15 protein-coding genes are annotated in these 12,138 nt (G+C 41.4%); 11 read left to right on the forward strand and 4 right to left on the reverse strand.

What is annotated here, in order from left to right:
* Positions 1 to 27 precede the first annotated feature (27 nt).
* From PQR79_RS17060 to PQR79_RS17095, 8 genes are all read left to right on the forward strand, one after another.
* Positions 28 to 342 (forward strand): hypothetical protein, encoded by a 315-nt coding sequence (locus PQR79_RS17060; RefSeq protein WP_238107857.1) that lies wholly within the window; start codon positions 28 to 30, stop codon positions 340 to 342.
* A complete protein-coding gene (locus PQR79_RS17065; RefSeq protein WP_238107856.1) occupies positions 339 to 869 on the forward strand; it encodes a hypothetical protein in 531 nt (176 codons plus the stop codon). Before PQR79_RS17060 ends, PQR79_RS17065 begins: the two co-directional genes overlap by 4 nt.
* A gap of 228 nt (positions 870 to 1,097) precedes the next feature.
* Positions 1,098 to 1,901: an NERD domain-containing protein gene (locus tag PQR79_RS17070; protein ID WP_274408579.1), complete on the forward strand. Its 804-nt coding sequence runs from the start codon at positions 1,098 to 1,100 to the stop codon at positions 1,899 to 1,901.
* A gap of 492 nt (positions 1,902 to 2,393) precedes the next feature.
* Positions 2,394 to 2,738: a DUF3887 domain-containing protein gene (locus tag PQR79_RS17075; protein ID WP_238107832.1), complete on the forward strand. Its 345-nt coding sequence runs from the start codon at positions 2,394 to 2,396 to the stop codon at positions 2,736 to 2,738.
* Positions 2,739 to 2,865: 127 nt separating this feature from the next.
* Complete coding sequence (locus tag PQR79_RS17080) at positions 2,866 to 3,129, forward strand: AbiU2 domain-containing protein (RefSeq protein ID WP_238107833.1); 264 nt, start codon at positions 2,866 to 2,868, stop codon at positions 3,127 to 3,129.
* Between the two features lie 78 nt (positions 3,130 to 3,207).
* A complete protein-coding gene (locus tag PQR79_RS17085; RefSeq protein WP_238107834.1) occupies positions 3,208 to 3,423 on the forward strand; it encodes a hypothetical protein in 216 nt (71 codons plus the stop codon).
* A gap of 5 nt (positions 3,424 to 3,428) precedes the next feature.
* Positions 3,429 to 3,683 carry a ZrgA family zinc uptake protein gene (locus tag PQR79_RS17090; protein ID WP_238107835.1) on the forward strand — a complete coding sequence of 85 codons (255 nt, stop codon included), beginning with the start codon at positions 3,429 to 3,431 and terminating at the stop codon, positions 3,681 to 3,683.
* Between the two features lie 4 nt (positions 3,684 to 3,687).
* Positions 3,688 to 4,149, forward strand: coding sequence for a Fur family transcriptional regulator (locus PQR79_RS17095; protein ID WP_238107836.1), 462 nt, complete (start codon positions 3,688 to 3,690; stop codon positions 4,147 to 4,149).
* A gap of 20 nt (positions 4,150 to 4,169) precedes the next feature.
* On the opposite strand, the gene PQR79_RS17100 is transcribed toward PQR79_RS17095, so the two are convergent.
* A complete protein-coding gene (locus PQR79_RS17100) occupies positions 4,170 to 4,847 on the reverse strand; it encodes a glutathione synthetase (protein ID WP_238107837.1) in 678 nt (225 codons plus the stop codon).
* 259 nt (positions 4,848 to 5,106) lie between these two features.
* On the opposite strand from PQR79_RS17100, the gene PQR79_RS17105 reads away from it, so the two are divergent.
* Positions 5,107 to 5,328: a penicillin-binding protein gene (locus PQR79_RS17105; protein WP_274408580.1), complete on the forward strand. Its 222-nt coding sequence runs from the start codon at positions 5,107 to 5,109 to the stop codon at positions 5,326 to 5,328.
* A gap of 62 nt (positions 5,329 to 5,390) precedes the next feature.
* Here PQR79_RS17105 and focA read toward each other — a convergent pair whose 3' ends face one another.
* Complete coding sequence (gene focA, locus PQR79_RS17110; protein WP_238104850.1) at positions 5,391 to 6,989, reverse strand: formate transporter FocA; 1,599 nt, start codon at positions 6,987 to 6,989, stop codon at positions 5,391 to 5,393.
* Between the two features lie 589 nt (positions 6,990 to 7,578).
* Between focA and PQR79_RS17115 the strand changes: the two genes are divergently transcribed.
* Entirely contained in the window at positions 7,579 to 9,741 is a 2,163-nt protein-coding gene (locus tag PQR79_RS17115; protein ID WP_238104848.1) for a TonB-dependent receptor plug domain-containing protein, read from the forward strand.
* Positions 9,741 to 10,202 carry a TlpA family protein disulfide reductase gene (locus PQR79_RS17120; protein ID WP_274408581.1) on the forward strand — a complete coding sequence of 154 codons (462 nt, stop codon included), beginning with the start codon at positions 9,741 to 9,743 and terminating at the stop codon, positions 10,200 to 10,202. The genes PQR79_RS17115 and PQR79_RS17120 overlap by 1 nt, the downstream gene beginning before the upstream one ends.
* A 49-nt stretch (positions 10,203 to 10,251) precedes the next feature.
* On the opposite strand, the gene PQR79_RS17125 is transcribed toward PQR79_RS17120, so the two are convergent.
* Entirely contained in the window at positions 10,252 to 11,181 is a 930-nt protein-coding gene (locus PQR79_RS17125) for a DMT family transporter (RefSeq protein WP_238104844.1), read from the reverse strand.
* A 116-nt stretch (positions 11,182 to 11,297) separates the two neighbouring features.
* Entirely contained in the window at positions 11,298 to 12,005 is a 708-nt protein-coding gene (locus tag PQR79_RS17130) for a helix-turn-helix domain-containing protein (RefSeq protein ID WP_238104843.1), read from the reverse strand.
* Between the last annotated feature and the right edge of the window lie 133 nt (positions 12,006 to 12,138).

Consider the following 12,138-nt stretch of genomic DNA (forward strand, 5'->3'; position numbering starts at 1 on the left):
GCGCTATGCATACAGTAGAAATGAACTATGAAGCTATATATTAAAGATATTAATGAAAATAAGCGGTACTTAAATGTAGCTGCCGAATCAAGGAATGAACTTGCTCAAAAACTTGGGGGAGCTTACTTTTCTGTCGATGGCACGACTTATCATATTTCTCAAGTAAACGCAGAGAAGTCTAATGATAATACTCCTGTTTCAACGGTAATTGGCGGGGCTCTTGGGCTTGTTGGTGGAATGCCTGGAGTACTTATCGGAGGTGTCCTAGGGGCTTTTCTAGGTAATGAGGCTGATAAGAAAGAATCGGCAGCCATAGATTCTTTCAATCGGAGCCTGTCATGAGAAGGTTTGATATTGGCTCTGGAATTTCTATCGTATTTGTAGCCGTTTTGGCGGCAGTCGCTTATTTTTATCAAGATGTAGCGATGGGGACAATGCGTCAGGCACTTGAAAATGGGTACCTGAAAATATTTCTCAATATGATAATATTGATTATCGTTCTTACACATACTATTAAAGTGCAAGCGCAAAGCAGTAGTCGCAGTTTGTTGGTTAAAAGTGGTTTCTTACCCGTCGATATGTCTTTAACTATAGGAACATATATGGCGGTATCTACTACAGCTTGTTCGTTGCTTGAAGGTGCATTCCTTCAGCAGTTCTATGATGTAACTTACTTTCTAAAATTCGATCAACTCGACATATATGTCCTAATTGGAGTTTCAGCATTGTTACTCTGGTATGTTGCACTTCATATGTATCAAATTGGTGTTGAGTTACTTTTTCCAGTAGCTACCCCAGAACTCTCAACTGAAGAAATGCATAATAAGTCAAGGCAGTCGGACGCCAGTAGAACAGGCGCCTCTGCTTGAAGCTTTACCCATAGAAATTTTAACCTGAAGCTCACGAATTAAAATTAATGTTCTAACTCGGAAATGTCAAAAAATGTGTTTGCAAGAGATACGCTTTCAATTGTAATAAAATGACAATTCATAATTATAGTATCTAGGTGCAGTTCCGATTTGTCAGACTATGGGTACATTTTATGTCAGAGTATGGTTACATCTTTTCGGTAAGTTATTGAAAGCTGGAGGCTACCTATGTCAGGCTTTACTTCCAGCGACAACAATAAGGATGTTGCTGTGGATTTAATTGAAATCTTAATGAATGCTGCTCTCAACGTTTGGTATATTTTCCCTATTATTTTATTGACCTATATCACCACAACACCTTGGTTTAAAGGTCTTTGGGGTGAGTTTCAGGTCAATTTGATACTCAAGAGGTTACCGCATAACGAGTATCGCAGACTTAAAAATATTACCCTGCCAACAGACAATGGCACCACTCAAATTGATCATATTGTTGTATCTAAATTTGGTGTGTTCATTATTGAAACAAAAAACATGAAAGGGTGGATTTTTGGCTCTGCTAACCAAAAACTGTGGACACAGAAAATATTTAAATACTCATCTCAATTTCAAAATCCAATCCATCAAAATTATAAGCATCTAAAGACACTAGAAGCGCTGCTTAATATCAATATTGCTGCACTCTTCTCGGTTGTTGTATTTATCGGTGATAGTCAATTTAAAACGGAGGTGCCGGAAAATGTCACTCATGCAAGTGGTTGCTTATCATACATTCGTTCACACTCTGCTGAACTACTGAATCAACAGCAAGTTTTAGATATCATCAACAATATTGATTCAGGTCGCTTAGCGCGAGGGTTTTCAACAAACCAAGCCCATAAAGCGCATGTCAAAGAAATCATTAAGCAAAAAACTTGCACTAAATGTGGATCAGATATGGTGTTACGTGAAGCTAAAAAAGGCCAAAGTGCGGGATCTAAATTTTGGGGTTGCTCGAGTTTTCCTAAATGCAGAGCGGTGGAAAAATTTAATTAACTGTTGTTTTGCTATGGTCTTCGGCCAACGAGGTTGTGGTGCTTCGACCATTACAAAGAATATGACCGCCAGGTTTTGTTTGGCTTCAACATGGCATTCACTTACCGACACGCACTAGTACATCCATGTAGCTCGGCCACTTGTCTGATGTGAAGGGATTCACAAATGCCGTGATGGCATGGATGCCAATGAGCGGCCATGGGTCGGACGGTCGGCTCGCAAACCACCATGATGAAGCTGCAGGTGTTAAAAACTCTGTTGAGTGAGATGTATGCGCTGCTCAGAATAAATTGAAATTAAAGTTTTTTATTTTTGTCGAATATTGAGTCCACTTTTAACGCGCAAGCTCGCTTTTATTGGTCAGTGGAGTTAAATAAAACCGCTTTACATCAATAAGATAGTAAATGTAGGATGGTATTAATCAATAACTTAAAGGGTCGGCTTTAAATTTATTTGGCCGGTCAATAAGCTGTTAGCACTACAGGTAGAAACATGGACTTCGATAAGCTTACCGATGAAGAAATACTAAATATAGCAAATCCATTAATGGATAACCTTATGGAAGGCTCTAGCGAGAGGAATCACCAAAAGCATACTCGTGATTTTACTGATCGCCTCAAAGCAATCGTTACCGAAGAGAACCTTCTGAAACAATGGAAGGAAAATAAGATAGGCGAATTTTCTAAAAGGGAATTTCTATCAATTATTCACAAAAGCGATTCTATATTTGTAGTATGGAAACAGTGGTTTACTAATAGCCATGAAGAATTTTTGGCTGAAATATGCATCGTCGAACAAGCTGGAAAACTTCTAGTAGACCATGTTTGGATAAGGTAACGTGCTAACAAACCCCGCTCAAGGGCGGACGCAAAACAGTAGGCTTGCGCTCATTCTTCGCTTATTTTAGCCTACTATTTATACGCCGCTTACCGGGGCGGTTATATTTTAAGAATACATTTGCAATATGGATGAGTTTAATCGTTATTTAGCTGAAGCAATCAGAGTACGTAGAAGCATTCAGGTGTATCGTGAATTGTTTGACTCAGAAGAATCAGTAAATGTTTTATCAAGCAAGTCGCTTGAGGTATCTGTAATTATCAAACGAGCTTTGCATGACGAAATTTTACTTTCTCTTGCACGGTTGTTTGATTCTCAGGGGTATAACAATAATAAGGAGCTACTCGAGTATTTATCGCAAAGGAACTTGGTTCTTCAACATCAAGATTGACTAGATGATAAACTTCGAGGTTTACGTGATAAGACTTCAAAAATCTGGAGACATATTTCGGTGAAGGATTACCGAAATATGAAGCTGGCACATAATGATAAAACTACATTGTTTACTGGCACAACCCCTATTCGTCACAATGTAAGCTTTGATTCTGCTACAGAGTTAGTTGATACGTCGGTAAAGCTGATATTAGGTCTAATGGTTAAAAGTGGACAATGTAGTGTAAAAGTAAACCTGAATGAAGTTTATGAAAGTGAAGGCTTAAAGTTCATTGAAGCAATTAAAATATAACACATATGAGCGTGGAGCACTCAAATCACCATGATGCCATCGAAGGCCACGTAGATGAACATACTGCCCAACAATTACATAGTGATGTGACAGCGTATTATCGGTTTAATTGTGAAAAAATGTCTGAGCTTTCGAGCATTACTGTTACAGTATTTGCACTTTTTCCTCGTATTCAACAGATACGCTCTATGTGGATGACCGATACTCAACAAGGTGCGGTGACGCTGAGCGATAAAAATAACATGATTAGTTTGAGATAACGCAATGAATAACATCGACACTATTATTGAACATGCTGAACAAAATTGTAAAAGCCATGGTTCGCGCTTAACCACAAAGCGAAAACAAGTTTTATCTTTGCTTGCTCAGACAAATAAGGCGTTGTCTGCGTACGATTTAATTGATTTGTTTGTCAAAGAAAATGGCGAAAAAATTCCGGCGATGTCGGTGTATCGCATCCTCGATTTTTTAGAAGCAGAACACTTAGTCCATAAGCTTAAATTGGCTAATAAGTTTATTGCTTGCTCGCACATCACCTGCAAGCATGAGCATGGCGTGCCACAGTTTTTAATTTGTAGTGTGTGTAATGCGGTAAAGGAAATTACCGTTAATAAATCAACGATTAATGAGCTTAATCAGAGCGTGGAACAAGCAGGTTTTAAATTAGTGAGCCCGCAGCTCGAAATCAATTGTATCTGTAATGATTGCTTAGCCACAGCGGCATAGCCATCAAGATTAACTATCACTCAAACACTGCAAGCTATCACAGATAAACTTGCTGTCTCACTATCATTTTTGTGTGTGATCCGTTGTATTACCATCATAAATGTCGGTTTACCTGAGTCGCCAGCCTCATTTTTCACCTTAAATGCGGCAACCGCGATGCCAGAGCCCAATTGGGTGAGTGCGGTATTTTTTTCAGGTATTGCCGATGGGTTTTCGGCCCAATCTTGATAAGTGTGTGGCCACTGCTGTTGAATATACTGGTGTAATTCTGCCGCTTTTTGGCCAAATGGCGCCATGCCAGCGGCAATGCCATTGAACTCAACGACTTTAGCGCCGTTTTGCTTATCGTCCATATAGTCTGTGCGCAATAACAGTAGCGGCTGACGCACAACGCGCTTTCGGTTATTGATATCACCATGTGCTTGATGATGTAGCTGGATTAAATGGCCAAAAAAAGGATCGGCTTTCGCGACATCACCGAGTGAGACTTGCAAAAAATCATGGTCTTCAGACACACGATTAATGAGTTTGGCCACCATCGGGGTCACGTTGCACAAATGCTGATATACATCGCGTTTCATGGTCATGGGAGCAATGCTAAATGGGCAATGTCGTGCGCTGTTATCAACTTGGCGAAATGCGACGCCGTGCATAATTGCCCACTCACAGGCATCTTCAATGACTTGTTGTGCTATCACAGTATTCTCACTATTTAAAAAATGGCTAATGCATACAGGCAATCACCAATCTATCGATACCCGATCCACATTCATTGAGTAGACAGTTAGCGCGAAGGTGGTTGTTTTTATTGGTATAAGACGTACGAGTGGACTTAAAGACGCAAAAAATAGCCATTATTTAAATTACGCATTTGTAAGATATGGATTAAGCGTCAGTTTCGCAGTATGGTGATGTGCAAATCAGAGTTGATGAAAGTTGAACATTAAGGAGTGTGGCATGGGTGATAAAATGAGTGAGTCTGCATTACAGGCATTGAAAATTGCGTTTACTTACATGCCTAAAGCAATTGAAGTCACCAAGTATGAATATGGTGATAATTACCAAAAAACATTAGATCACATTGAAACCGTGAGGGAGATGTTATTGATCAATGATGTCGACCCAGAAGAGGTTTACGGCGACATTAATCCTGAAAGCACACCTAATTCAACTTATTGATAAAATGTAACAAGCTATGGATTTAATCATAGCTTGTTAGCAAACTCTCAAGTAACCACTATTTACGCCACAGACTGCTCAACAGGATGGGCGTTGCCGTCATGTTTTGGATGATACAGCTTAGCAAACATCTTCATGAGTGATTCGCGGCGGATAACTCCACATAAGCGACCGTTTTCAACAACAGGGTAAACACTCGGAACCGCTGCTGAAGCTTCACGTAGGCGCTCTTCATAACTTTGATAACCACCGCTGATATACATGCCTGAGTCGGTTACTGGGAAGAGTTTCTTCTTATCAACCACCATAAACTCAAGCAATTGGGCGACTTTTTCCGTTGGCGCTACGGTGAGCATTTTAGTTTGCATCACCTCTTTTATTGTTGTGGGTAAGTTGGCAGAAAACTCTTCTGACCACAACGAGCGCAGTAGATCTTGCTCTGAAACAAAGCCCAATAACTGATTATTTTTGTCAATTACTGGCGCACTGCGAATGCTTTGTGCTGCAAGTAAATCTAACGCTTGGTAAATCGTGTTATCAACGTTAAGTGTGCCAGGATTAGTGTCCATTAATTCGCTAACGATAAGTTTGTCAATTTTGGTTTTCATGGTTAAGTCCTTATGACTTGAATGAGAGTGAGTTGATGTAATAGTTGAAGGCTGAAACTGCGCAGATGCCGATAAATGTTGCGGTTGTTGCAGCACTTGAGTGTCGTCGGGTTGGCGAGCTTGGCCTTGTTCAATAGGGCTAATATGCAGTTGTGTGACGTGATTGCTGCTTGGGTTGCGATCGTTGATCCAAAAATACCCAAGGCCAACAAACACTGCGCCACCAACAATGTTGCCTAGGGTGACCGGAATTAAGTTATGCACGATAAAATTGCTGATGGTGAGGTCGGCAAAGGCTTGTGGAACCACGCCGAGAGCCATGAAGTATTCACTACCAATAAAGTGCTCAATAGTAATGCCTAAAGGCACCATAAATAGGTTAGCAATGCTATGTTCAAAGCCGCTTGAGACAAACATTGCCACTGGTAATATCAGCAATATTGATTTGCCTAAGGCGTCTTTGCAGCTAAAGGTCATCCACACACCAAGACACACCAATAAATTACATAAGGTGCCTAGTGCAAAGGCTTGGCTCCAATCATGGTGAATTTTATGTTGTGCGACATGCAAAGCGTTGAGACCCCAAGCGCTGCCGTTTAGGTCATACATCTTTGACATCATCACCAATAGCAGTATCAACATTGCGCCACAAAGGTTGCCTAAATACACCCTTGTCCAACAACCTAATAATTGTTTGGTGGTGACGCGTTTTTGCGCCCAGGCAATCGCGCTTAATACTGTGCTGGTAAACAGTTCTCCTCCGAGTACGACAACCAGAATGAGCCCTAAGCTAAATGCAATACCACCACTAAACCGAACCAGTCCCCACGAGCCTGGTGCTGCCCCTGTGGTCACGGTGATATAGAACACAAAGGCCAGTGCAATGAAGGCACCAGCAAATACAGATAAGCCAAATGATTGTGCAATATGCTTAGTCACTTTGGCATGTCCGTATTCAGCCGCTTTTTCAAATGGGCTCATTGCTGCCGAGCTATCTACAATTGCAAGGTGGCTAACAGGTCGAGTCGCCTCGTGGGCGTCAAACTGTTTCATGACGCGCCCCGTAAAGTGCTACAGGCTCCCAATCGTGGCGTGACTCGATTGTTGCTTAAATACATTGATGACTCCTTAATGTGTTTTCTAAATGTTGGATTTATATTCAGAATACACATTAAAAAGCTAAATAATATTGAATGTTTATTAAGCTATGTATCAATTAAATTGATGCTTTTTTAAAGCTAAAACCGGCTTTTTTGCCGTTTTTAGATGAAAATCGGCTTGAGAAGGTAAGATGTTAGGTTGTTTTGTGAGCAGTGTTGAGAAAATCGCTTAATGCGTTATTACGTGAATATAAGGAGTGATTGAGAGTATCAATTTTGTCGATATGTGTGCGTGAATGACAATAAAAACAGGCTTTAGCATAATAAAAAAGTTTTGTAATTTATTGCTTTTAAATGGTTTTATTTCTATTTGGTATGAATGCTGATATAGGTTGGTAACATTGAGCGATTTTGTGCTTAGTGCTCACAAGGTCAGTAAAGGTAATTTGTGCTAAATGTCAAAAACATGATCTACCTCAATTGATAATCACTCTCATTAGCATTACCATGCACTCATAGAATATTCCTTGGAGATAAAAAGAGTGAAGCCAACTTATCTAGCCGCATTATTAGCCGTAATCCTTAGTCCGCAAGTTGTTATGGCTGAAGACTCCACGCCTCCCGAAGCTGAAAATATTGAACGCGTTAGTGTGATGGGGGTAAGGCAAAGACTAGAGCAAGCAGGTACTTTAGCTAACACCATCATGAAGACCGAAGTGATTAGCGCTGGTACTATCGAAAATAAAAACGCAGTCAATTTATCAGAAGCTATTGATAACTCTCCAGGTGTAAAAGTGTCTAACGAATGCTCTATGTGTGGCGTAAAACGTATCATGCTCAATGGTATGAAGGGCGAGCAAACAACGATTCTGGTTGATGGCTTACCCGTACACACTATGATTTCTGGTTACTATGCTGTGGATGCGATTCCGACTACCGGCATAGACCGTATTGAAGTTGCCCGCGGCGCAGGTGCGTCATTAATTGCTCCAGAGGCCATTGGCGGCACAGTCAACATTATTAGTTATGAGCCCACTGATAGCGGCGCAGAATTTGATGTGGCAGTCGGTGAAAATGGCTACAAAAAGATGGGTTTCTTAGGTAAAGGTGTCAGCGAAGATGGTCGCACTCGTGCAACATTAGTGGCTCAATACGATGATAGAGACCAATATGACGCTGACGATAATGGCGTGAATGAAGCCCCACAACAAGAAAACCGCAGTCTTACCGCTAGAGTGTCGCACGATGTAACAGACACCGACAACATTGTATTGCGCATTGCCAATATTCAATCTGAAATTTTTGGTGGTCCAATGCTAGATGAGACCTTTGCTGATGGTCTAGCAAGTTCCACCGGCACTGTTTTATCAGGTTATGACGACGATGCCACAGCGACTCAAGAGTTATTTGAAGACGGTGACGTGCGCAATGACTATACAGGTAAAGCTTGGGAAACGTCTGAGTGGATTAAAACCGATCGTAACGAAGCCTCATTAACTTGGTTAAGAGAATTAAACGATGATTGGAACATGCATTTAGCGACTAGCTATGCAGAGCATGATCAAGACTCTTTTTACGAAGGCTTTGATTACACAGCCAATGACGTAATGTGGTTCTTTGATGCGCGTTTTAACTATTTACTTAACGACAGCCAATTACTGACTTTTGGTATGGACCACCGTACTGAAGAAATGCGTTCAAACTCTCGCTCTGGCAGTGCAAACCCTGATTATGTTTCAGATTCATTTGATTATGATGTGACGGGGATTTATGTCCAGGATACTTGGCAAGTCACAGATGAACTTGAAGTTGCAATGGCATTACGCTACGACAACGTTGTCGCCGACTTTATAGACCCTAACAAACCAGGAACAGAGCTTGACGAGTCAATTCTCTCTCCTCGAGTCGATATTCGTTTACGTCACAACGATGAGTGGGTGTCGCGTTTATCAGCCGGACGTGGGTACCGTGCGCCGTTATCATTCTTTGAAACAGACCATGGTATTTTAGATGGCTCACTGGGTTTTGATATTGATATTGACGAATTAGAGCGTTCAAACTCAGTTAACTACGCCTTGAGTTATGAAGGTGACAGACTGACTTCTACGGCCTCACTTGCGTGGACCGAAGTTGAAAACTTGGCGCAATTAACCACCAATGACCAAGGTATTCCACTGCTGACTCAACTTGACGAAAAAGCCAGTGTTGTCACCACCGACATTGCTTTAGGCTATCGTTTAACTGACGATCTGACCTTAAATCTAACCGGTGAAGTATTTGATTATGATTCAGTATTTCAATCATCTTATGCTGTCGCGCCAATAGAAGAGCGTATTACATTATCGGCAGATTGGGACATCAATGGCTGGGACTTATTCGCCAATGTGGTGTGGGTAGGCAGCCGTGATTTATCTGACTATGGCTATGAAGGTTACAATAGACTACTGAGCACTGGCGAAGTTGACCCTGACTCTGAAAAGAGCACTGATGCACCGTCTTATTTCACTATTGATTTACGCGTCAGTTATGAGCTTAACGAGTACCTTTCACTTTATAGTGGTGTGACTAACCTACTTGATTACACTCAAGCTGGTGATGAAGATACTCCGTTATTTTATGATGCAGACGGCGCTTATGATGTGGGCTATATCTATGGACCACTTCGCGGTAGAGAAGTATACGCTGGCATGAAGTACACATTCTAATGTTACGTCTAGCCTGTTTGATCATACTCATTTGCGCCGCGCCTTTATCGGCGGCGCAGCTAACGGTTGATTACCAATTTAAAGACTTGCGCGGGCAAACTACCAGTAATCTTGCGCATTTACATGGTAAACCGGTCGCGATGATGTTTTTTGAGCCTGAATGTCCGTGGTGTATCAAGCAGGCAAAAGTGCTCAAGAAGCTACATCAAGAATGCGAGCAACAGCTGCATCCGGTTGCACTAGGTATTAACGGCGATAATGTGAGGTTAAAACGCGCGCTGTTTCGGCTTAATTTTCCGTTTGAAGCCTACCGGCCGCCCTCGGATTTAGTGCAAGATATGGGCGGGATCCCTGCTACACCGATTTTACTTTTGTTAGATGAAAATGGCGTGCTTATTAAAGGTTATCGTGGCTATACCGCCATGGGTGAACTTAAAGCGCAACTTTGTCCAACTGCATAATTATCCAGAGTTCAGGTTAAAGGCACTAAGCAAGTGCCTTTTTTTATGCCTAATACACCGCATTGGTCGTTTGGCGTTGAGACGAGGGGATTTTCTTCACTTGTCGGGCTAAGCAAATGCTAATAAATATCATGCCAATCCAGCCGATAAAATGAAATTGTTCGCCCACAATAATGATGGCAAATAAAGTGGCTACAGCGGGTTCAAGTAACGTTATCATGGTCGCGGTGCTTGCATGTATGTGTTTGAGTCCGTAACCAAAAAACAAGTAACCGATAAACATCGGTACAGTGGCCATGTAAACGGCAACACTAATATTAATCGCCCCAGTAAATAAATTGTCTGCGGTGAACCATAACGAAGGTAAAAGCAGTATCGCGGCAAAGGCAAACATACTCGCCATCGACGAATTTGATCGCACACCGTTTTCAATCATCTGCCTCGCTGCCCATGAATATATGGCGTAGGCTAATCCAGCAATCAATCCTAAGCATATTCCCCAATGATGAAGTTTGTCGATTGGGTGTATGGTTGTTTCAGTTTGTTTACCTATGGTCAGCAAAATAACCCCGACGCCACCGAATATGAAACTGATTATCCAGTTTAATGATATTAATTTTTTGCTGATAAGGCGTTCAAGCAACACAGTGAAAAATGGCGCACTGGTAATTGAGACCACAGTACCAATGGCAACGCCCGAAAGTTTCATTGAGCTATAAAATGCCAATGGGTAAATCGCCACAGACAAACCGCCAAGCATGAGGTTTTTGGGCTGAGCCATTAATAAAGCCTTATCCTCGAGCAAGTGTTTTATAGATCGTAACACCATAAGCACTCCGCCAACGCCCATGGCAAACGCACCAGTAGCCAATGGACTAACATTAGGAGCAAAGCTAGCTGCAGTGCCGGTTGTTCCCCATAAAATAGCCGCGACGGCGATAGCAAATGCAGCAGTGACGGGACTGTCTTTAACAAACATAAAACGCCTCAACGATGATTATCAATAAAATTGATGTTATCGCGTAGCGAGTCAGAAAAGTTTGCCGCTCGGACGCATTTGTTTGTTTACAAGACGCAATTGTTTGCCAAATACTGTTAACGGGTTAATTTAGAGGGCGCGAGGCCAAAGTATAATGAAAAACGTCGGCTAAATGCGCTGATATCAGTGTAACCTACGCTTTGGGCAACAATTGGAATTGGGTAGTCGGTATGCAGTAACAAGGCGTGGGCTTTTTCCATACGTAATTGGATTAAATATTGAGTTACCGTTTGACCTGTTTGTTGCTTAAAGACCTTTTTAAACTGTGTTGGGCTTAAACAAGCTATTTTAGATAAGGTGTCAATCGAGATGATTTCTGCAAGATGATTGTCCATAAACTCAATGATGTTCCCAATCCTAGGCTCAATTTTTTTATATAGACGTTGCTCGGCCAGTAGTTGGTTAAAAGTATTGAACATGAGTTGTTCAATTGAGTGATTAATTTGGTATTTCAGTTGCTCTTCTACAAAATTTAAAAAACGCTTTAGCGGTAAGCTAATACTGAACACTATGGTGTCTGATGTGGCTAGCGGGTCGGGTAAGGTCGTTAAGTCTGCCACCACAAACCGCGCCTCGCTATCGGCGTCAAAATGATGCATCTTACCTGTTTTAACGACCACACACTCACCCGGAGTGACTTTACCAATAAACGAACCTACTTCAATATTGATAACACCACGCAGCGGAAGCACCAGCTGATGAAATCCATGCTGGTGGCCTTTTCTATTACGGTTGTATGAACGTATAGATAGTAAATTTACCATTGGAGACCTAAAGTTGATTACACGTTTGAGGTTAATATTTCAAATCAGAAGCGTGTAAATATGCCTTCAACTGAGTTGAATAACAGCATACATAATATAAATACAGGAAACCTAATCACAGCGTACAAGATAT

This window comes from Shewanella metallivivens (assembly GCF_028750675.1).
Lineage (GTDB): Bacteria > Pseudomonadota > Gammaproteobacteria > Enterobacterales > Shewanellaceae > Shewanella > Shewanella metallivivens.